Consider the following 20,446-nt stretch of genomic DNA (forward strand, 5'->3'; position numbering starts at 1 on the left):
CCCGGCGCCGGTGCCGCGTCAGCCGAGGTCCGCCGCGTCACGGCACCCGGACGGCGCAGCGCCGGTTGGGCGCCGGGCCCGGCGGGGAGGCTGGTGGGGTGTCCACGATCCCGAAGGTGACCCGTGCGGGCGACCGGCGCGGGGCGGTGTGGCGGGGCCGGCGGTGGCGCGGGCCGGGTGCGCGGTGGCGGCGTGGTGCGGCGGCGCTGGCCGCGGGGGCGGTGCCGGCGCTGGCCTTCCCGGCGCCGTCGTTGTGGTGGCTGGCGTACGTGGCGTTGGTGCCGCTGATCGTGCTGGTGCGGTCGGCGCCGGACGGGCGGCGCGCGGCCGTCGACGGCTGGCTGGGCGGCGCCGGTTTCATGCTCGCCGTGCACCACTGGCTGCTGCCGAGTCTGCATGTCTTCCTCGTCGTGCTGGCCGCGTTGCTGGGGCTGTTGTGGGTGCCGTGGGGGTGGCTGGTGTGGCGGCTGTTGGGCGGTTCGCCGGGGCCGGGCGCGGTGGCCGCGGCGTTGCCGCTGGTGCCGTCGGCGTGGCTGATGGCCGAGTTGGTGCGTTCCTGGCAGTACCTGGGTGGCCCGTGGGGGCTGTTGGGGGCCAGCCAGTGGCAGGTGGCGCCGGCGCTGCGGCTGGCGTCGGTGGGTGGCGTGTGGCTGCTGAGTTTTCTGCTGGTGGCGGTCAACACGGCGCTGGCGGCGCTGCTGACGCTCGCCCGGGCGCGGACGCTCGCGGTGGGGGCGCTGGCGTTGGTGGTGGCGGCCGGGGCGGCGGTCTGGCTGTGGGTGCCGGCCGCGCCGCGCGGCGCGACGCTGCGGGTGGCCGTGGTCCAGCCCGGCCTGATCGACCGGCCGGCGGACCGCTTCGACCGGGCGGTGGCGCTCACCCGCGAGCTGGCCGGGCAGCGTCTGGACCTGGTGGTGTGGGGTGAGAGCAGCATCGGCTTCGACCTGGCCCACCACCCCCGGCAGGGCCGGCAACTCGTCGCCCTCTCCCGGCTGCTCCACACCGATCTGCTGGTCAACGTGGACGCGCAGGGCGACGGCGAACGCGGCATCGCCAAGACCGCGGTGCTCGTCGGACCGGACGGCCCGACCGGTCCCGAGTACGCCAAGATGCGTCTGGTGCCGTTCGGCGAGTACATACCGCTCCGGTCGGCGCTGGGCTGGGCCACCGCGTTCGGCAAGGCCGCGGGGGTGGACGGGCGGCGCGGCCACCACCAGGTGGTGATGGACGTGGGGGCGGCCCGGGTGGGCCCGCTGATCTGCTTCGAGTCGGCGTTCCCGGACATGAGCCGGCACCTCGCGCGGATGGGCGCGCAGGTGCTGGTGGCGCAGTCGTCCACCTCGTCGTTCCAGGACAGTTGGGCCCCGGCGCAGCACGCCTCGCTCGCCGCGCTGCGGGCCGCGGAGACCTGGCGGCCCACCGTGCACGCCACGCTCACCGGGATCAGCGCCGTCTTCGACGCCCGTGGCCGGCCGGTCGGCCCCCGGCTCGGTACCCGCGAGAGCGCCGCCCGGGTCTACCCGGTGCCGCTGTCGGCCGGGTCGAGCCCGTACGTGCGGCTGGGCGACTGGGTGCCGCCGGCCGCGGTGGCGCTGCTGCTGGCCGGGGCGGCGTACGAGGGGGTGGCGGCGGTCAGGCGGAGGCGGCCACGGGAGGCCGGGGCGCCCCGGCGGCGTCCTGCCGTTCGATCTCGGTGACGATGTGCTCGCACAGCTCGTGGGTGCGCAGCGCGTCGCGGGCGTCGACCGGGGTACCGGTGCGGACGGCGTCGAGGAAGGCGAGGGTGATCTGCTCGATGCCGCGCCGCCGGGCGACCGGCGTCCAGTCGCCGCAGTCGGTGGTGGCCAGCCGGCCCGCCTCGTGGTCGGTGACCCGGGTCAGGGCGCTCACCTGGCGCTTGGTGCCCTCCCCCATCACCTCCAGGGTCTCCTCGGCGGAGCCGCTCATCCGGTTCATCACGCCGATCGCGCTGAACCCGGCCCCGGTCAGCTGGAGCACCACGTGGTGCAGCAGCCGGTCGCGGGTCCGGGCGGCGACGTGGACGTGCTCGACGGCGCCGGGGGCCAGGAAGCGCAGGGTGTCCACGACGTGGATGAAGTCGTCGAAGACCACGGTGCGCGGGTCCTCCGGCGAGGCGGGCCGGTTCTTCTCCATCACGATCAGGTCCCGTGGCCGGTCGGTCAGCGCCGCGTAGGCCGGTGCGTAACGGCGGTTGAAGCCGGTCATCAACGGCACCCCGTGGCGTTCCGCCAGCTCCACCAGGTGGCGGGCGCCGGCCAGGTCGGGGGCGAGCGGCTTGTCCACGTAGGCGGCGACCCCGGCGCGGATCAGCCGTTCGGCGATCTCCACGTGGGCGGTGGTGGGCGCGTGGACGAAGGCGGCGTCCAGGCCCTGGGCGAGCAGCGCGTCCAGGTCGTCGTGGCGGTGCGGGACGCGGTGGGCGTCGCCGACCCGGTCGAGGGCGGCGCGGGTGCGGGTGTGCAGGTGCAGCTCGACGCCGGGCTGGGCGGTGAGCACCGGCAGGTACGCCTTGGCGGCGATGTCACCGAGCCCGATGACCCCGATCTTCAGTGGCGCGGCGGCGGATCGCACGGTGTTGCTCCTGTCGTGTGGCGCGTGGTGCCCGGTAATCCTATGGCCGGGGCCCGCGCCCGCCGCCATGATGGCGGTCATGCCCGAGACGACCGAACGCACCGAACCGTCCACCACCGCCGGCGAACGCGAACAACTGGAGGGCTGGCTCGACTACCACCGGGCCACCTTGGCCATCAAGTGCCAGGGGCTGAGCGAGGAGCAGTTGCGCGAGGCCGCCGTGGCGCCGTCGGAGCTGACCCTGCTCGGTCTGGTGCGCCACATGGCCGAGGTGGAGCGCCACTGGTTCCGCAACACCTTCGGCGGCGCGGGGGACGACGGGATCTGGATCCACGACGGGGACCGCGACGCGGAGTTCCACGACCTCGAACGGGCCGACACCACCGAGGCGTTCGATGCCTGGCGGACCGAGATCGACCACGCCCGGGCCCTGGTGCGCGACCGTCCGCTGGACGACACCGGCACCCTGCGCCGCACCGGCGAACCCGTCTCGCTGCGCTGGATCCTGCACCACATGATCGAGGAGTACGCCCGCCACAACGGCCACGCCGACCTGCTGCGCGAACGGATCGACGGCTCGACCGGGGACTGATCAGGGCACCCGGATCCGGCGGTCGCGGTCACCCCGTGCACCGCCGGACCACCCCTGCGGGGAATACCCGAATCGCCGGATTTACGGCAGAGTTGGCCGGGTGCGTGGTATTTCCGTGGCGATGGCGCCGGTTGCGGTGGTGCTGGCGACGGCCTCGGTCGTCACCGGCTGTGTACGCGTCTCCTCCCGCCCGCCGGCCCCCGGCCACTCGTCCGCCGTGCCGCCGCCCGGCCGTGAGTTGCGTCCGCGTCCGGCGCACGAGTCGCTGACCGTGGTCGGGGCGGAGCCGTCCGCCGACGGCGCGGGGCGGGCGGAGGCACGTCACGGCACGGGCGACGGCGCCCCGGAGGCGGGCCAGCCCGGGGCGCACGGTCCCGGGGCGCGGGCCCCGGAGGCGCGGGAAGCCCCCGCCGGCCGCCCCGCCGGGGTGGAACGGCGAGGCGGCGGCCACCTCGCGCACCGTCCCGCCGCCGCTCCCCCGGCCCGGCTCCCCGTGGCGCCGCCCGCCGCCCCGCGCACCGTCGACGGCGTCTGCTCGCTGGGCCAGGCGTACGGCCACTGGGCCACCGGCAGCGAGGCCGACCGGGTGTGCCGTCAGGTGTACGGACGCTGACGGCACCCCACCCGGCACCGGGGTCACCCCCGGTACACCGCGGCGAGTTCCCCGGCCGCCGAGGCCACCGCCGCCCGCAGCTCGGGCGGCCCGGTCACCTCCGCCCCCGGCCCCAGCCGCAGCAGGTCGCCGACGGCCACCGGGACCGCCTCCACGGCGAGCCGCACCGCGAACCGGCCCCGCCCGTCCGGCCCCCGCGCGCCCTCCACCGCCTCCTGACCGGCGGTGCCGAACCGGGCGGGCAGCAGCGCCAACACCGTTGCGTCGACCAGCAGTTCGGCGAGCTGACTGCGGGACCACTCGGTCATCCGCTCGGTCGTCGCCCGCCAGTGGGCCGCGAGGTCGAACCCCGCCGGGCGTTCGAAGGTCTCGGGCAGCGGCAGGCATTCGACGAGCCGGGAGACGCGGTAGGTGCGCACCGACGACGACTCGTCCCCGGCGCCGTCCGCACCGGCGGGCCGGGCCGCCAGGTACCAGATGCCCGCCTTGAGCACCAGGCCGAGCGGCTGGAGTTCGCGTTCCACCTCGCCGCGCCAGCGCCGGTACCGCACCCGCAGCACCCGGGACCCCCAGACCGCCGCCGCCACCGTGGTCAGCAGCGGAACGGGGTCGGCGTCCCGGAACCAGGCGGTGGCGTCCAGATGGAACCGCTCCCGTGTGCGCCGGGCCTGCTCGCCGAGGCCGGCGGGGAGGGCCGCGTCCAGTTTCAGCTGGGCGGCGGCGAGCTGGGCGCCGAGCCCCAACTCGGCCGCCGCGCCCGGCAGTCCGGCCAGCACGAGCGACTGGGCCTCGCCGTCGGTGAGCCCGGTCAGCCGGGTGCGGTAGCCCTCGGTGAGCCGGTAGCCGCCGGCCGGGCCGCGGTCGGCGTAGACCGGCACCCCGGCCGCGCTCAGCGCCTCCACGTCCCGGTAGACGGTGCGCACCGAGACCTCCAGCTCGGCGGCGAGTTCCCCGGCGGTCATCCGGCCGCGGTTCTGGAGCAGCAGCAGAAGGGTGAGGAGGCGGTCGGCGCGCATACGGCCATCTTCCCGGCCACCGTTGCCCAGGTCGCCGCCGGTACCTGACAGAAGGTGTCAGGTACCGGCGGAAGAGTGGTGATCACGTCCCCGCGGCACGGTGCGCGGGGCCTCGAACGACGGGAGCACCCATGACCGAGCAGCCCACCGCCGGCACCTTCGCCTGCGACAACTGGCAGGAGAAGCCGGCCGCCGGCGAGGCGGACAACGGCGTCCGGACGGCCCGGGCGTCCTCCGTCAACATCTACCGCGGACTCGTCGAGGGCACCGGCCACTGCGAGTACACCCTGGTGTACCGGTCCGGCGGCGACGGCGTCTTCAGCGGGTACGAACGGATCACCGGCGCCGTCGCCGGACGCAAGGGCTCACTGGTGCTGGAACACCGGGGGACCTTCTCCGCCACCACGATCAGCTGCGCCCTGACGGTGGTGCCCGGCTCCGGCACCGACGAGCTGACCGGGGTGACCGGCTCCGGCGGCTTCACCGCGAGCCACGGCGAGGAGGCGACGGCGTACGCCTTCGAGGCGGAGTGGGCCGCCGCGGGGTGAACCGGGCGGCCCGGGGGCCTACTTCGCGCCGTCGGCGAGGTCGGGGATGCGCCAGTCGACCGGGTCGTGCCCCTGGGCCTTGAGGGCGGTGTCGATCTGGGTGAAGGGGCGGCTGCCGCGGAAGAGCTTGGCCGACAGCGGCGAGGGGTGGGCGCCCTGCACCACCGCGTGCCGCTCGGTGTCGATCAACGGGAGCTTCTTCTTGGCGTAGTTGCCCCACAACACGAAGACGGCCGGCTCGGCACGGGCGGACACGGCCTTGATCACCGCGTCGGTGAACTTCTCCCAGCCCTTGCCCTTGTGCGAGTTGGCCTCGCCCTGACGCACCGTCAGGACGGCGTTGAGCAGCAGCACGCCCTGCCGGGCCCAGGGCATCAGGTAGCCGTTGTCCGGCATCGGGTAGCCGTACTCGTCGCCCAGCTCCTTGAACACGTTGCGCAGCGACGGCGGAACGGTCACCCCGGGCCGCACCGAGAAGCACATCCCGTGCGCCTGCCCCGGGCCGTGGTACGGGTCCTGCCCCAGGATCAACACCTTGACCCGGTCGTACGGGGTCGCCTCCAGCGCCGCGAAGACCTCCTCGGCGGGCGGGAAGACCTGGTGGCGCCCGCGCTCCTCCTCGACGAACTCGGTCAGCTCCTGGAAGTACGGCTTCGCCAACTCCTCGCCGAGCACGGCCTGCCAGGACCCGGGCAGCATGGTGGACACCTGAAGAACCTCCGGTACGTGATCCGTCACTGCCCGAAACGTACCGGCACCCACTGACATTGATGCTGCCGAGGGGGCGGTGCCCGGCGCACCGCCCCCTCGGGCCCTCGGCCGCCGGGTCAGGCGACGCCGGCGTTGAGGAACAGGCCGCCGTCGATCACCAGGGTCTGCCCGGTGACCCAGCCGGCCTGGTCGGACAGGAGGAACGCCACGGCTCCGGCGATGTCCTCGGGGACGCCGAGGCGCCCGAGCGGGTAGCCGGCCGCGGCCTCCGCCTCACGGCCCTCGTAGAGCGCGGCGGCGAACTTGGTCTTCACCACCGCCGGGGCGATCGCGTTGACCCGCACCCCGGGCGCGAACTCGGACGCGAGCTGGAGCGTCAGGTTGAGCATGGCGGCCTTGCTCATGCCGTAGGCGCCGATGAAGGGCGAGGCGGCGACCCCGGCGAGCGAGCCGATGTTGACGATGGCGCCGCCGTGCTCGCGCTGCCACGCCTTCCAGGTCTGCTGGGCGAAGCCGAGCGCGGAGACCACGTTGGTCTCGAAGACCTTGCGGGCCACGTCGAGGTCGAGGTCGGCGATGGGGCCGAAGACCGGGTTGGTGCCGGCGTTGTTGACCAGGTGGTCGACGCGGCCGAACGCCTCCATGGTGCGGGCCACCGCCTCGGCCTGGTGGGCCACGTCGTGCGCCTTGCCGGCCACGCCGATGGCCCGGTCGGCGCCGAGCCGGGCCACGGCCTCCTTCAGCGCGTCCTCGTTGCGTCCGGTGACGCAGACCCGGTCGCCACGGGCGACCAGCGCCTCGGCGATGGCGTAGCCGATGCCGCGGCTGGCGCCGGTGACGAGCGCGACGCGCCCGCTGTCGGGGGTGCTCATGATGATGTGGTGCCTTTCGGTAGCGGGCGGCGGAACGTCAGTCGAGCGGGCCGCCGGCGACGTAGAGCACCTGGCCGGAGACGAAGCCGGCGTCCTCCCCGGTGAAGAAGGCGATGGCGTTGGCGATGTCCTCCGGCACGCCGACCCGCTGCACCGGGATCTGGCTCGCCGCGGCCGTCTTGAAGTCCTCGAAGTCCATCCCGACCCGGGCCGCGGTGGCCGCGGTCATGTCGGTGGCGATGAAGCCGGGGGCGACGGCGTTGGCGGTGATGCCGAACTTGCCCAGCTCGATCGCGAGGGTCTTGGTGAAGCCCTGCATGCCCGCCTTGGCCGCCGAGTAGTTGACCTGGCCGCGGTTGCCGAGCGCGGAGCTGGAGGAGAGGTTGACGATGCGCCCGAACTTCGCGTCCACCATGTGCTTCTGGGCGGCCCGGCTCATCAGGAAGGCGCCGCGCAGGTGGACGCCGAGCACCGTGTCCCAGTCGGAGACGCTCATCTTGAACAGCAGGTTGTCGCGGAGCACGCCGGCGTTGTTGACCAGGATGGTCGGCGCCCCGAGCGCCTCGACGACCTTGGCGACGGCCGCCTCGACCTGGGCCTCGTCGGAGACGTCCGCGCCCACCGCGACGGCCTTGCCGCCCGCCGCGGTGATCTTCTCGACGGTGTCCTTGCAGGCCGCCTCGTCGAGGTCGAGCACGGCCACCGCGCGCCCCTCGGCGGCCAGCCGTACGGCGGTGGCCGCGCCGATCCCGCGGGCGGCCCCGGTGACGATCGCGACGCGTTGCTCGGTGGTGGACATCTGGTCTCCTCGCCCTTGGAGTGGCGGCCACCCTCACATATGAGCGACCGCTTAGTACGTTCAGCATCCGAAACCGTAGGAGTGTCGTGACCCAGTGTCAACGGCACCGCGGCGGATGTGCGGAACGGCACGGCGCGCGGCGGGCCGCCCGGCGCCCGGCGCACCCGGTGGTGACACCGTTAACCTGGGCGGATGCTTCCAGAAGTGACCGCGATCCGGTACATCACGCCGTTGCGTGAGGGCGGATCGGTGCCCGGCCTGGTGGAGACCGACGACCTCGGGACCTACGTGGCCAAGTTCACCGGTGCCGCCCAGGGGCGCAAGGCGCTGGTGGCCGAGGTGGTCTCCGGCGAACTCGCCCGCCGGCTCGACCTGCGCATGCCCGACCTGGTACGGCTGCGCTTCGATCCGGTGATCGCCCGGGGCGAGCCGGACGAGGAGGTGCAGGCGGTCCTCAAGGCCAGCGGCGGGCTCAACCTCGGCATGGACTTCCTGCCCGGTTCGGTCGGGTACGACCCGCTGGCCTTCGGGGTGGAGCCGGCCGAGGCGAGCCGGATCGTCTGGTTCGACGCGGTGGTCAACAACGTCGACCGGTCGTGGCGCAACCCCAACATGCTGATATGGCACCGCAAGCTGTGGCTGATCGACCACGGCGCCGCGCTCATCTGGCACCACAACTGGCCCGGCGCCGCCGCCTCGGCCGGCCGCCCCTACAACGCCACCGACCACGCGCTCGCCCGCTTCACCGACCTGGACAAGGTGGCCTCGGCCGCCGCCGAACTGGCCCCGCGCGTCACCCCCGAGCTGCTGCGCGAGGTGACCGCGCTCATCCCCGACGAATGGCTCGACGGCGAGCCCGGGTTCGCCCGGCCCGACGAGGTCCGCGCCGCCTACGTGGACGTACTGACCGAACGGGCCGCCACGGTCCACGAGCGCGTGACGATGTCCGCGCCGCGCACCGCCGACGCGCCGCCGGAGTGGCTGCGCATCTGGGTGGAAGGGAAGAACAAGTGACCGCCCGGGACGTCTTCGAGTACGCGCTGGTACGTGTCGTACCCAGCATCGAGCGCGGCGAGCAGATCAACGCCGGGGTCCTCGTCTACTGCCAGGCGCGCTCCTTCGTGGCCGCCCGCGTCCACCTGGACGAGGCGCGGCTGCGCTGCCTGGACCCGCGGGCCGACGTGCTCGCGGTGCGGGCCGCGCTGCACGCCGTCGAATGCGTCTGCGCCGGCGGCGACCGGGCCGGCCAGGCCGCCGACGACGACCCCGGCCGCCGCTTCCGCTGGCTCACCGCCCCCCGCAGCACCATCGTCCAACCCGGCCCCATCCACACCGGCCTCACCCACGACCCCGAGGCCGAAGTAGACCGTCTCCTCACCCTCCTGGTGCGCTGACCCCCGGGGGCGCCCCGGAAGAGGTCTCCAGCCCAGGATCCAACGCCCGGCTGCGTGTGAGCGCCCCCGAGGTACGACCCCCGAGCCGGTTCCGGCGACTCCGGCGGAGCCGAGGAGACAGTCAGCGCCGGACACTCCGGCCCGGGGGCGGCTTTCCCTCGGCATGGGCTGACGGCGCCGCCGGCCACCCCGGCAAGGCTGGGACGCACGGCTCGCGCCGAGCCACCCGCCACAGCGCGGCCCCCGGCACGGGCACTCCGCATGGCGGCGGGGTCCGGCGGGAGCGGGTGGAGGGGCGGGGGGTGGGGGGCCTATGGTCCGGGGATGGAACTTGAGGTGTATCCGCGGCAGTTGGCTCGTACGGGGCGGTTTTCGTTCGGGGCGCCGAGGGCGTTCACGGTGGCTCCGGACGGTCGGCGGGTGGTGTTCCTGCGGACGCGGGCGGGGGACGATCCGGTGAGTTGTCTGTGGTGCTGGGACGCGGACGGTGGGGAGCGGTTGCTGGCCGATCCGGTGGAGTTGGGGGCGGGTGGCGGGGGCGCGGAGGGGGTGCCGCCGGAGGAGGCGGCGCGGCGGGAGCGGGCGAGGGAGCGGACGAGCGGTATCACCGGTTACGCCACCGACGCGGCGGTCGGTGTCGTGGCGTTCGCGCTGGCCGGGCGGTTGTGGACGGTTCCGGCGGACGGCGGTGGGGTACCGCGCGAGGTGCCGGTGGCCGGGCACGTGACCGATCCACGGCCCGACCCCACCGGCGCCCGTATCGCCTACGTCAGCGGCGGCGCGCTGCGGGTGACCGAAATCGACGGCACCGGCGACCGGGCGCTGGCCGAGCCGGAGGGGCCGGACGTGCGGTACGGCCTCGCCGAGCACGTGGCGGCGGAGTCGATGGGGCGGATGCGTGGTTACTGGTGGGCGCCGGACGGCGGCGGGCTGCTGGTCGCGCGGGTGGACGAGTCCGGGGTGGGCCGCTGGTGGATCGGCGACCCGTCCGACCCGGCGCGGCCTCCGCGTGCCGTGCGCTACCCGGCGGCCGGTACCGCCAACGCCGAGGTGACCGCCTGGGTGCTGGGCGTGGACGGCACCCGTACCGAGGTGGTCTGGGACCGCGCCGGCTTCGAGTACCTGACCGACGCGGCCTGGGACGGCCACGGCATCCGGCTCGCCGTGCAGAGCCGCGACCAGCGCACGCTGCGGGTGCTGGCGGCCGACCCGGCCGACGGCACCACCCGCACCGTGGACGAGCGGCGCGACGCCGCCTGGGTGGAGCTGGTCCCCGGCGCCCTGACCCGTACCGCGTCCGGCACCCCGGTGCACGTGGTGGAGGACGAGGAGACCCGGCGGCTGCGGATCGGGGCGGAGGCGCTCACCCCGCCGGGGCTCCAGGTGCGCGCGGTGCTGGGCGCGGACGGCGAGCGGGTGTTCTTCACCGCGAGCGACGAGCCGACCGAGACGCACGTGTGGTCGCACCACCCGGCGGAGGGGTTCACCCGGGTCAGCCGGGAGCCCGGGGTGCACTCGGCGACGGCGGCGGGCGGCACGCTGGTGCTGGACAGCCGTACCGAGTCGGGGGATTCGGTGACCGTGTGGCGGGACGGCGCCGTGGCCGGCCGGATCGCCTCGTCGGCCGAGGAGCCGCTGATCCGGCCGCGCCCGGTGCGGTTCCACTGCGGTGAGCGGGCCATCCGTACCGCGCTGTACCTGCCGTCCTGGTACGAGCCGTCGCGTGGTGCGCTGCCGGTGCTGCTCACGCCGTACGGCGGGCCCGGGATGCAGGTGGTGCGGCGGGACGGGGCGTGGGACGCGGGGCTGGCCCAGTGGTTCGCCGAGGCCGGGTTCGCGGTGGTGGTGGCCGACGGGCGCGGTACCCCGGGGCGCGGTCCGGCCTGGGAGAAGTGGTCCCACGGGGACAAGGTCGGCGCCGCGCTGGAGGACCAGGTGGCCGCCTTGCACGCGGTGGCCCGGGAGCGTCCGGAGCTGGACCTGTCGAGGGTGGCGATCCGTGGCTGGTCCTACGGCGGCCATCTCGCGGCGGCGGCGGTGCTGCGGCGGCCGGACGTCTTCCACGCGGCGGTCGCCGGGGCGGCCCCGTTCGACCAGCGCTGGTACGACACCCACTGGCAGGAACGATTCCTCGGCCACCCCGACGAGCACCCGGAGGCCTACGACCGTTCGTCGCTGATCGCCGAGGCGCCGGCGCTGCGCCGTCCGCTGCTGATGATCCACGGGGTGCTCGACGACAACGTGGCGGTGGCGCACACGTTGCGGATGTCGGCCGCGCTGCTGGCGGCCGGACGACCGCACTCGGTGCTGCCGCTGCCGGGTGCGACGCACCGGGTGACCGACGCGGCGCAGTCCGTGCGGCTGCACCGGTACGAGCTGGACTTCCTGCGGCGGGCGCTGGCCTCACCGGTCGTCTGAGCCGTCCCGCCAGCCGGCCAGCACGGCCTCGGTCGTGGTGACCGTCGCCACCAGGGCCAGGGTGTGCCGCAGGACGTCCAGCGCGTACTGGCGGGGCACCCCGGCCACCGCGTCGGCGGGGACCACGACCCGGTAGCCGAGGTTGACCGCGTCGAGGACGGCGTTTGTCACCGCGATGTTGACCGAGACCCCGGTGACCACCAGGGTGCGGACCCCCAGGTTGCGCAGGAGGGGGTCGGCCCCGGTGCCGTTCAGCGGGGAGAGGCCGTGCAGTCGGCGGAGGGTGAAGTCGGCCGGGTGGGACGGGAGTTCGGGGGCGAGTTCGGTGGCCGGGGTGCCGGTGAGCTGGCGTACCGGCAGGCGTTCGGCGGCCTGGAAGAGCCGGGCGTTGTGGTTGGCGCCGCGTCCGTCGGGGCGGCGTTCGGCGATGGCGTGCAGCACGGTGGCGCCGGCCTCGCGGGCGGCGGCCGTCAGGACGGCGATCCGGTCCAGGGTGCCGTCGGCGCGTACCGCCGCGGCGAGTTCGGGCAGCGCGGAGCCGGGTCCGACCACGCCGCGCTGGCACTCCACGGTGAGGACGGCGGTGGTGGCGGGGTCGAGTCCCACGGCGGCGGAGTTTAGCTGACGGGCCGTCAGGAAACCAGTTGTCCAGGGACCCGCGGGGAGGGAGACCGGCGATGACCGCGACGCAGCGGCGGGGCCGCAGGATCATGATGACCGGGCGGGAGCTGGACGCCTATCTCACCGGGCAGCGCACCTGCCGGGTGGCCACCGTCGCGGCGGACGGCACGCCGCACGCCGGCGCCCTGTGGTTCGGGTGGACCGGCGGCTCGCTGTGGCTGTACTCCCTGGTGCGCAGCCGCCGTTGGGCACACCTGCGCGCCGATCCGCGGATCGCGGTGCTGGTGGACGACGGCGAGGAGTACGGGGAGCTGCGCGGCGTGGAGCTGACCGGCACCGCCGTCTTCGTCGGCGAGGCACCGCGCACCGGGCTGCCCTGTCCCGAACTCCGGGCGCCGGAACGGGACTTCGCCGCCAAGTACTTCGGGGCGGACGCCATGCCGCACGACGGGCGCCACGCGTGGCTGCGGCTGACCCCCGACCGGATCGTGTCGTGGGACTTCCGCAAGCTGTGAGGGGCGCGGCCGGTCAGCCGGCGTTCAGCGCCGCCCCGCCGCGCGCAGGGCGGCCACCATGGCGCGGACGGCCGGCCGGCGGTCGGCGTCGGTGCGCCATATCGCGTAGACGTGGCGGTGCAGCGTGTGGCGTACCGGGATGACGCGCACCCCCTCGGGGACCGGGCCGCGGCCCAGGCGCGGGGTGACCGCGACGCCGAGTCCGGCGGCGACGAAGGCGAGCTGCGTCTGGTGTTCCCCGGCGAAGTGCGCGATGCGCGGTTCGATGCCCTTGCCGCGCATGGTGAACAGCAGGGATTCGTGGCAGAACTCGCCGGCCGGCCAGGCGATCCAGTCGTCGTCGGCGAAGTCGTCCAGGTCCACCTCGGCGCGGCCGGCGAGCCGATGGCCGCTGGGCACGGCGACGTCCACCACGTCGTCCAGCAGCTCGGCCTTGGCCAGCCCCTCGGGGCGGGGCAGCGGTTTGTTGTACCAGTCGAGGACCACGGCCAGGTCGATGTCGCCGCGCATCAGCCCGGGCACCGACTCGCTGGGCTCCATCTCGCGCAGGTGCGGGCGGAGCCGGGGGTGGTCGGCGCGCAGCGCGGCGAAGGCGGCCGGGAAGAGTCCGCGGGCGGCGGTGGCGAAAGTGCCGATGGCCAGGGTGCCCACGGCGGCGCCGCGGTGGGCCTCCAGTTCGGAGTGGGCCAGCTCGACCATGGACAGGATGCGCTCGGCGTGGCCGGAGAGCAGCCGCGCCGCGTCCGTCAGCCGCACCCCGCGCCCGCTCTTGACCAGCATCTGCTGGCCGGTCTCCTTCTCCAGCTTGCCCATCTGCTGCGAGATGGCCGAGGTGGTCACCCGCAGCGCCTCGGCGGCGCCGCTCACCGAGCCGTAGGTGTCGATGGCGTGCAGGACGCGCAGCCGCTCCAGACTCAACATATAAGCAATCCTACGCGATGCCGCTAAACAAAACTCGCTTGTGCTACGACGTCACGGCACGGCAAGGTAACCACCATGAGCGCGACCACCTCCCCCGATCCCGCCGGCGTCCCCACCGCCGCCTCCCCCGCCCCGGCCGCCGCGTCGTCCGCCGTTCCGCCGGTCACGGCCCCCGCCCGGCGGCGCGGGCTCGACTGGCGGGTGCGGTTCGCCGTGCTCTCCCTGATCTGGGGGTTCAGCTTCCTGTTCATCAAGGTCGGCACGGAGGCGTTCGCGCCGCTCCAGGTGACCTTGGGCCGCATGGTCTTCGGCGCGGCGGTGCTGGTGGTCACGCTCGTCGCCAAGCGGGAGCGGCTGCCGCGCGGGGCGCGGATCTGGGGGCGGCTGGCGGTGGCCGCGCTGCTGCTCAACGCCGTGCCGTTCTCGCTGTTCGCCTACGCCGAGCTGACGGTGCCGTCCACGCTGGCCGGCATCTGCAACGCCACCACCCCGCTGTGGAGCATGCTGCTGTCGGTGGTGGCGCTCGCCGAGGACCGGCCCACCCGGCGCCGGGTGGCGGGCGTGGCCATCGGGTTCGCCGGCGTCCTGGTGGTGCTGGGGGTGTGTGGCAGGGGTTCTCCGGCCAGGATCCGCTGGGCACCGGGCTCGCCCTGATCGCCTCGCTCAGCTACGCGGTGGGCTGGATATACGTCCGCCGCACGCTGAGCGACACCGGTTCCTCCAGCCTGTCGCTCTCCACCGGTCAGCTCCTCGTCGGCACCCTCCAACTCGCCGTCGTCACCCCGCTGTTCACCGCCGCGCCGACCGCCTGGCCGGTGACCTCCGTGCTGGCGGTGACGGCGCTGGGCGCGCTCGGCACCGGCTTCGCCTTCCTCCTCCAGTACGGCCTGGTCAAGGAGGCCGGCCCGACCATCGCCACCATGGTCACCTACCTCGTCCCGGTGATCGCCACCGCGGCCGGCGTCTTCCTGCTGCACGAGCACCTCAGCTGGAACGAGCCGGTGGGCGCCCTCGTCGTCCTGTTCGGCGCCGCGCTGACCCAGGCACGCCCCAAGCGGTAGCCGCCGCGTACCGAGGTCACCCCAGCCTGGTGCCGCCCCGGCGACGCACGGCCGCCGCGATCGCCTCGGCGAACGGCATGATCTCGGCGTCCGTCAGCGACGAGACGGTGATCCGGATCCCCGGCCCGGAGGCGACCCGGTACCGGCTGCCGGGGGCGGCCACCCAGCCGGAACGCAGCAGCGCGGTGACCGCGGCGGTCTCGTCGGGCACCGGGATCCACACGTTCATCCCGGTGCGCCCGAAGCCGGTGATCCCCCGCTGGGTCAGCGCCGTCAGCAGCGCGGTGCGGCGCGCTGTGTAGGAGGCGGCCACCCGCGCCACGTCCACCGCGCCCGAGCGCCACAGGTGGACCACGGCGCGCTGGAGCAGGTGGCTCACCCAGCCCGGTCCGAGGCGGTGCCGGCCCCGTACCCGGTCGATGGTGACGGGGTCGCCGGTGAGCACCGCGAGGCGCAGGTCGGGCCCGTACGCCTTGGCCGTGGAACGGGCCAGCGCCCAGTGCCGGGTGGCCCCGCCGACCGGGGCGAGCGGCACGTCGACGATGGCGTGGCCGTGGTCGTCCTCGACCACCAGGACGTCGGGGAAGCCGGACAGCAGGTCGCGCAGTTCGGCGGCGCGGGCGGGGGTGAGCGCGGCGCCGGTGGGGTTCTGCGCCCGCGCCGTGATCAGCAGCGCCCGCGCCCCGGACCGCAGCGCCCGGGCCACGTCCGCCACCACCGGCCCGTCGTCGTCCACCGCGACCGGTACGGTGCGCAGCCCCCAGCGCCGGCACCAGGTCGAGCAGGCTGCCCCAGCCGGGGTCCTCCACCGCCACCGCGTCGCCGGGACGCAGATGGGCGTCGAGGACCCGTTCGATCCCGTCCAGGGCGCCGCTGGCCAGGGTGACCGGGCCGGGCGCCACGCCGTCGGCGTCGAAGCCGGCCCGGGCCAGCCCGGCGAGTTCGGGGTCGACGCCGGGGGTGCCGTAGAGCACCGGGCGCCCCGCGAAGTCGGCCGCGGCGGCGGCGAGCGCGGCGTCCAGCGGCGGCAGCAGCGCGGGATCGGGGTTGCCGGTGGAGACGTCGCGGGCGTCCGGCGGCGCCGCCACCCCGACCTCCTCGCGCGCGGTGCTCGCGGGCCGGGAACGCACCCGGCTGCCGCGCCGCCCGGCGGTCTCGATCACCCCGCGGTCCCGCAGCAGGCGGTAGGCGGCGGCCACGGTGTTGGGGTTGACCCCCAGGTCCGCGGCGAGTTCCCGCAGCGGCGGCAGCGCCTGCCCGGGCGTCAACAGCCCTTCCCCGACCGCCCGTTCGACATCGGCGGCGATCTCCGTAGCGCGCCGACCCGCGATCCGATATTCTCCTAGCACAAAGAGCAGTATGCACTAGTACAAAACTCGGCGCAAGCCGGTGCCGGTGCAGCACAGCAGTGAGGAGTCCGCGCATGTCCGAGGCCGCCGCCCAGCCCGGGGCCAGCTATCCGGTCACCGAACGCAACGTGCCCACCCGCTCCCGGGACCGGGCCGACTACGACCGGACGATGGTCCACGCGATCCTCGACGAGGGGTACGTCTGCCACCTCGGCTTCGTGCGCGACGGCGCCCCGGTCGTGCTGCCCACCCTCTACGGACGGGTCGGCGAGCGGCTCTACGTGCACGGCTCCACCGGTTCCCGTCCGCTGCGCGCCGCCGGCGGCGACGAGGGGCTGCCGGTGTGCCTGACCGTGACGCTGGTGGACGGGCTGGTGCTGGCCCGTTCCGCCTTCCACCACTCGATCAACTACCGCTCGGTGGTCGTGCACGGCACCGCGTACCAGGTGACCGACCCGGCCGAACGGGCCCTCGCGCTCGACGCCCTCGTCGACCACGTGCTCCCCGGCCGCGCCGACGACTCCCGGCGCGCCGACGCCAAGGAACTGGCGGCCACCGCGGTGGTCCGCCTCGACCTGGAGGAGGTCTCCGCCAAGCTCCGTACCGGCGGCCCCAACGACGACCCGGACGACCTCGCCCTGCCCTACTGGAGCGGGGTCCTTCCGGTCACCCGCGGCTACGGCACCCCGATCCCCGCCGACGACCTCGACCCGGCCGTCCCCGCACCCGGTTACCTGACCAACGCCGCCGTGAGGTCCGGATGCTGATCCACCCCTGGGACGCGGCCAGCGACGACACCGAGTGGCAGACCTTCCTGGCCGGCCACGACTTCGGCCAGCTCGCGGTCAACGGGCTGCCCGGCGAGCCGCCGCACGTCCAGCCGCTGCACTTCGCCTACGACCCGGCCGCCGGTGACGTGGTGGGCCACCTCGCCCGCCCCAACCCGATCTGGGCCGCCCTGGAGGCCGACCCCCAGGTCGTGCTGAGCGTGGTCGACGACTACGCCTACATCCCCACCACCTGGCACGCTCCCGCCGACATCCCGCCCGAGCACGGTGTGCCCACCAGCTACTACGCCGCCGTCCAACTGCGTTGCACCGCGCACCTGGTGGACGACCCGGCGGACAAGGCCGCGCTCCTCACCCGCCAGCTCGGCCACTTCCAGCCGGCCGGCGACCACGGCGAACCGGCCCCCGACCACGGCCCGTACGCCCGCATGCTGCCGGGCATCCGCGGGCTGCGGCTGGACGTCACCGAGGTGCGGGCCAAGTTCAAGTACGGCGGCAACAAGCCCCGTGAGATCCAGTACCGGGTCAGCGAGTTGCTGGCCGACCGGGACGCCCCGCACGACGCGGCGGCCCGCCGCCACCAACTGCGCCGTCTCGGCGCCCGTTAGACCGGCGGACGCCGGTGGGTCCCGCCGCGCGACGGGGGTGGCGGGACCCACCGGCGAACCGTCAGCCGACCGGGGCGGTGCGCGCCTCGGCCACCGCCAACGCGGCCACCGCGCCGATCAGCACCACGGTGCCGACCACCGTGGTGACCGTCAGCTCCTCACCCAGCAGCGCCACCGCGATCACCGCGGTGGCCACCGGCTCGATCAACGCGACCACCGCCGCGGTGGCCGCCCGCACCACCGTCACCCCGGCGAAGTACAGCGCGTACCCCAACGCCGTCGGTATCGCCGCCAGATACCCGATGAGCGCCACCGTCCGCCCCAGGTCGGCGGTGTGCGGCCACAGCCCCTGCCACGCCGCGAGCGGCAGCAGGCAGACCGCGCCCACCCCGAACGCCCACGTGGTGGTCGCCAGCGGATCCTCGTCCGCGCCGCCGTCCCGGGCGAACCGGCTGCCCAGCGTCACCACCGCCGCCCCGGCCGCGGACAGCAGCGCCCAGCCGACCCCGGCCGGCCGCACCGCGCCCGCCCCTTGTCCGCCGCCCAGCATCAGCACCGCCAGCCCGGCGAGCGCGCCCAGCACCGCCGTCCAGCCGCCGCGCCCGAGGCGTTCCCCGAGCAGCGCCCGGGCGCCGATCGCCACCACCACGGGGTTGGCGCCCATCGTCACCACGGTGCCGACGGCCAGCCCGGTGTCCTGGACGGCCGCGAAGTAGGCCGTGTTGAAGACCGCCAGCCCGGCCCCGGTGACCAGCACGCGGCGTACCGCCGGGGGCCGACGCCACCCCCGTCCGGTCACCGCCCGCGCGGCCAGCAGCACGACGATGGCGCCCGCGTACCGCCAGAACGACAGGGCCACCGGCCCCAACTGCCCCTGCCGGAAGACCAGGGCCGCCGCGGCGCCCGCGGTACCCCACGACGTCGCCGCCAACGCCAGGCGCAGCAACCCCCGCCCGGCCGCCACCCCGGCCTGCGACGAACAGCCGTCCGCCGCCGCCTCTACGCGCGCGGGCGCGGCCGGAACACGGCCACGAGAAATGGACACGAGTGTTCTCCCACCGAAAAGAGTCCGGATGATCGCGTGCTCCGTCTGCGGGCAGCGTCGATCCGCCCGGGGCACCCCCGGGCCGGTCTCCTACGTGGGACGCGCCGCCCGCCCTAGACGGCAGGCGGCGGAAGAACAGTCGAATGCATGAGCAGCACCCTAGGCACCACCACGAGGGGCGGCAAGCGGATATCCACCCGATGAGACGCCGACAACACGGCGGGCAGGACCCCAGGTCTCATCGGGTCGGCGAGGTCTCGCCGGCCCGGCCGTCAGCGGCCCGGCGAACCGTCCGGCGCCGGCCGCGCGGCCTCCGCCACCGGCTCCGCCGCGACCGTGACCGAGGAACCGTCGGACGGGGCCGCCGTCTGCGCTATGAAGGCGCCGGTCAACACCAGCGCGCCGCCGACGAGTTGGGGGGCGCCCAGGTACTCGTGGAGCAGCAGCCAGGCGAGCACCGTGGCCACGACCGCCTCCAGGCACGCCACCACGCCGGCCACCTGCGGCGAGAGCCGGCGTACCGAGACCACCCCGGTCAGGTAGGCGACCACGGTGGCCACCAGGACGACCCAGCCGAGCAGCAGGATCGCCGGGACCGTCCGGCCGCCGAACGGCACCTGGTGGGCCAGGACGCTCCAGCGCATCTCCCAGGGGCGGGCCACCACGGTGAGTACGGCGGCGCCGACCAGCAGCCCGTACGCGATCACGGCCAGCGGATCCACCGCGTCCTCGCCGTCACCGCCGTGGTCGGCCAGGACGAAGTACCCGACCTGGCAGCAGGCCGCGCCGACCGCGAGCAGCAGCCCGAGCGCGTCGAACCGCAGCCCCTGCCACACCTCGACCACCCCGGCGAGCCCGGCCGCCGCCAGCACCACGCCGACCGCGGCCGAGCGGCTGACGTGCCGCCGCTGCACGAACCGCACCCACCCCAGCACCAGCGCCGGCGCGAGGTACTCCACCAGCAGCGCGACCCCGACCGGGATCCGGGACAGGGCCGCGAAGTAGCACGCCTGGACCCCGGCGACGGCCAGCAGCCCGAATCCGACGAGGAGTCCGGGGCGGCGCCGGGGCGCGTCCAGGTGGCGCAGCGCGACCGGCAGCAGGACCACGGCCGCGCCGGTCACCCGCAGCCATACCACGTGCAGCGGCCCGAGCCCCGCCTCGATCAGCGGTTTGGCGGCGACACCCGAACCGCCGAACGCCACCGCCGACACCAAGGCCGGCACCAGACCGGCCCTTCGCCCTGAAGCCCCATGCATCGGCTCATCATGTCAGCTCACGACAGGAGCGTCATCCGCGTCGCCCCTGGCAGTCGGGGTCGTACCCGCCGGTCGGCCGGGGTGTCAGCGCGGCCGGGTCGACACCGGCGGCGCGCAGCACCTCGGCCGCCCGGCACTCGGGGTCGGCGGCGAGGGCGGCCAGCAGATCGGCGCCGTCGGCGTGCGCGGCGCCCCGGTGCGCGGCGCGGGCGGCGGCGTCCCGCAACGCGGCGGTGGCCGCCGGGCTCCAGCCCGGCTCGGGGCGGGCCACGGCCACCGGGATCGCCCCGGAGTCCTCCACCGTGCCGCGCCACCGCATGCCGTAACCGATGGTGCGCTGCACCAGGTAGGCGAGGACCCGCACGAGCTGGCCCGGGCCGGCGCCGGCCGTCTCCCAGCAGCCGGGGTCGGTCTCCAGCAGGGAGTGCAGCAGATGGGCGGTGTCGGTCTGGCGGTCACCGTCCCGGGCGGCGCGGCGGCGGGCGCTGAAGACGACCGCGCCGAGCTGGGGCCCGTACCGCGGTCCGGCCGCGTCGGCCGCGGACGCGCCGTCACCGGCCGGGGGTGGCGGGGTCTCGCTGCTGGCCGGGTCCTCGGGCCGGATGTCGCTGTGCACCCTCCCACCCCATCAGCCGCTCGGGCCCGAAAGCATCCACGTCAGGAGGCATTCGCCCATCCGCCCGAGGAAGGGCACGAATGACCGACGTCTCATCCTTGGGGAGGA

General features: G+C 74.9%; 20 protein-coding genes and 2 pseudogenes. 11 read left to right on the top strand and 11 right to left on the bottom strand.

What is annotated here, in order from left to right; translation table 11 throughout:
• Positions 1–98 precede the first annotated feature (98 nt).
• Positions 99–1,697, top strand: a complete 1,599-nt coding sequence (gene lnt / locus SCATT_RS03055) for an apolipoprotein N-acyltransferase (RefSeq protein WP_014141450.1) — start codon at positions 99–101, stop codon at positions 1,695–1,697.
• Here lnt and SCATT_RS03060 read toward each other — a convergent pair.
• A complete protein-coding gene (locus SCATT_RS03060) occupies positions 1,633–2,571 on the bottom strand; it encodes a Gfo/Idh/MocA family protein (protein ID WP_202446879.1) in 939 nt (312 codons plus the stop codon). The genes lnt and SCATT_RS03060 overlap by 65 nt on opposite strands.
• A 100-nt stretch (positions 2,572–2,671) precedes the next feature.
• On the opposite strand from SCATT_RS03060, the gene SCATT_RS03065 reads away from it, so the two are divergent.
• Together SCATT_RS03065 and SCATT_RS03070 are read left to right on the top strand one after the other, a co-directional pair.
• Positions 2,672–3,184 carry a DinB family protein gene (locus SCATT_RS03065; RefSeq protein WP_014141452.1) on the top strand — a complete coding sequence of 171 codons (513 nt, stop codon included), beginning with the start codon at positions 2,672–2,674 and terminating at the stop codon, positions 3,182–3,184.
• 100 nt (positions 3,185–3,284) lie between these two features.
• Entirely contained in the window at positions 3,285–3,797 is a 513-nt protein-coding gene (locus SCATT_RS03070; protein ID WP_231905034.1) for a hypothetical protein, read from the top strand.
• A 23-nt stretch (positions 3,798–3,820) separates the two neighbouring features.
• Here SCATT_RS03070 and SCATT_RS03075 read toward each other — a convergent pair whose 3' ends face one another.
• On the bottom strand, positions 3,821–4,813 hold the full coding sequence (locus SCATT_RS03075) for a helix-turn-helix transcriptional regulator (RefSeq protein ID WP_014141454.1): 993 nt from the start codon (positions 4,811–4,813) through the stop codon (positions 3,821–3,823).
• Between the two features lie 131 nt (positions 4,814–4,944).
• Here SCATT_RS03075 and SCATT_RS03080 point away from each other — a divergent pair, with 131 nt between their 5' ends.
• A complete protein-coding gene (locus SCATT_RS03080) occupies positions 4,945–5,361 on the top strand; it encodes a DUF3224 domain-containing protein (RefSeq protein WP_014141455.1) in 417 nt (138 codons plus the stop codon).
• 18 nt (positions 5,362–5,379) lie between these two features.
• On the opposite strand, the gene SCATT_RS03085 is transcribed toward SCATT_RS03080, so the two are convergent.
• From SCATT_RS03085 to fabG, 3 genes are all read right to left on the bottom strand, one after another.
• Positions 5,380–6,060: a uracil-DNA glycosylase gene (locus SCATT_RS03085; RefSeq protein WP_014141456.1), complete on the bottom strand. Its 681-nt coding sequence runs from the start codon at positions 6,058–6,060 to the stop codon at positions 5,380–5,382.
• 128 nt (positions 6,061–6,188) lie between these two features.
• Entirely contained in the window at positions 6,189–6,944 is a 756-nt protein-coding gene (locus tag SCATT_RS03090; protein WP_014141457.1) for an SDR family oxidoreductase, read from the bottom strand.
• A 37-nt stretch (positions 6,945–6,981) separates the two neighbouring features.
• Positions 6,982–7,743, bottom strand: a complete 762-nt coding sequence (gene fabG, locus SCATT_RS03095; protein ID WP_014141458.1) for a 3-oxoacyl-ACP reductase FabG — start codon at positions 7,741–7,743, stop codon at positions 6,982–6,984.
• Positions 7,744–7,935: 192 nt separating this feature from the next.
• On the opposite strand from fabG, the gene SCATT_RS03100 reads away from it, so the two are divergent.
• From SCATT_RS03100 to SCATT_RS03110, 3 genes are all read left to right on the top strand, one after another.
• A complete protein-coding gene (locus SCATT_RS03100; protein WP_173405617.1) occupies positions 7,936–8,757 on the top strand; it encodes a HipA family kinase in 822 nt (273 codons plus the stop codon).
• Positions 8,754–9,137 (top strand): DUF3037 domain-containing protein, encoded by a 384-nt coding sequence (locus SCATT_RS03105; RefSeq protein ID WP_014141460.1) that lies wholly within the window; start codon positions 8,754–8,756, stop codon positions 9,135–9,137. The genes SCATT_RS03100 and SCATT_RS03105 overlap by 4 nt, the downstream gene beginning before the upstream one ends.
• A gap of 324 nt (positions 9,138–9,461) precedes the next feature.
• Positions 9,462–11,555: a S9 family peptidase gene (locus SCATT_RS03110; RefSeq protein WP_014141461.1), complete on the top strand. Its 2,094-nt coding sequence runs from the start codon at positions 9,462–9,464 to the stop codon at positions 11,553–11,555.
• Here the strand turns inward: SCATT_RS03110 and SCATT_RS03115 are convergent.
• Positions 11,541–12,161, bottom strand: coding sequence for a cysteine hydrolase family protein (locus SCATT_RS03115; protein ID WP_014141462.1), 621 nt, complete (start codon positions 12,159–12,161; stop codon positions 11,541–11,543). The two genes, SCATT_RS03110 and SCATT_RS03115, sit on opposite strands and share 15 nt — an antisense overlap.
• A 71-nt stretch (positions 12,162–12,232) precedes the next feature.
• Between SCATT_RS03115 and SCATT_RS03120 the strand changes: the two genes are divergently transcribed.
• Positions 12,233–12,691, top strand: a complete 459-nt coding sequence (locus SCATT_RS03120) for a pyridoxamine 5'-phosphate oxidase family protein (protein WP_014141463.1) — start codon at positions 12,233–12,235, stop codon at positions 12,689–12,691.
• A 24-nt stretch (positions 12,692–12,715) separates the two neighbouring features.
• Here the strand turns inward: SCATT_RS03120 and SCATT_RS03125 are convergent, their stop codons facing one another.
• Positions 12,716–13,612 carry a LysR family transcriptional regulator gene (locus tag SCATT_RS03125; protein ID WP_014627416.1) on the bottom strand — a complete coding sequence of 299 codons (897 nt, stop codon included), beginning with the start codon at positions 13,610–13,612 and terminating at the stop codon, positions 12,716–12,718.
• A gap of 75 nt (positions 13,613–13,687) precedes the next feature.
• Here SCATT_RS03125 and SCATT_RS03130 point away from each other — a divergent pair.
• Positions 13,688–14,673: pseudogene (locus SCATT_RS03130) on the top strand (DMT family transporter).
• Positions 14,674–14,689: 16 nt separating this feature from the next.
• Here SCATT_RS03130 and SCATT_RS03135 read toward each other — a convergent pair.
• Positions 14,690–16,022: pseudogene (locus SCATT_RS03135) on the bottom strand (aminotransferase class I/II-fold pyridoxal phosphate-dependent enzyme).
• A 74-nt stretch (positions 16,023–16,096) separates the two neighbouring features.
• Between SCATT_RS03135 and SCATT_RS03140 the strand changes: the two are divergent.
• Both SCATT_RS03140 and SCATT_RS03145 read left to right on the top strand, forming a co-directional pair.
• Positions 16,097–16,789 (top strand): pyridoxamine 5'-phosphate oxidase family protein, encoded by a 693-nt coding sequence (locus tag SCATT_RS03140; RefSeq protein WP_014141468.1) that lies wholly within the window; start codon positions 16,097–16,099, stop codon positions 16,787–16,789.
• Entirely contained in the window at positions 16,783–17,418 is a 636-nt protein-coding gene (locus tag SCATT_RS03145; RefSeq protein ID WP_014141469.1) for an FMN-binding negative transcriptional regulator, read from the top strand. Before SCATT_RS03140 ends, SCATT_RS03145 begins: the two co-directional genes overlap by 7 nt.
• A 61-nt stretch (positions 17,419–17,479) precedes the next feature.
• On the opposite strand, the gene SCATT_RS03150 is transcribed toward SCATT_RS03145, so the two are convergent.
• From SCATT_RS03150 to SCATT_RS03160, 3 genes are all read right to left on the bottom strand, one after another.
• Positions 17,480–18,382: a DMT family transporter gene (locus SCATT_RS03150; protein WP_014141470.1), complete on the bottom strand. Its 903-nt coding sequence runs from the start codon at positions 18,380–18,382 to the stop codon at positions 17,480–17,482.
• A gap of 353 nt (positions 18,383–18,735) precedes the next feature.
• Positions 18,736–19,722 (bottom strand): EamA family transporter, encoded by a 987-nt coding sequence (locus tag SCATT_RS03155; RefSeq protein ID WP_041824383.1) that lies wholly within the window; start codon positions 19,720–19,722, stop codon positions 18,736–18,738.
• Positions 19,723–19,753: 31 nt separating this feature from the next.
• Positions 19,754–20,338, bottom strand: a complete 585-nt coding sequence (locus tag SCATT_RS03160) for a Clp protease N-terminal domain-containing protein (protein WP_014141472.1) — start codon at positions 20,336–20,338, stop codon at positions 19,754–19,756.
• Between the last annotated feature and the right edge of the window lie 108 nt (positions 20,339–20,446).

Origin of the sequence: Streptantibioticus cattleyicolor NRRL 8057 = DSM 46488, assembly GCF_000240165.1 — a bacterium.
Taxonomy (GTDB): domain Bacteria; phylum Actinomycetota; class Actinomycetes; order Streptomycetales; family Streptomycetaceae; genus Streptantibioticus; species Streptantibioticus cattleyicolor.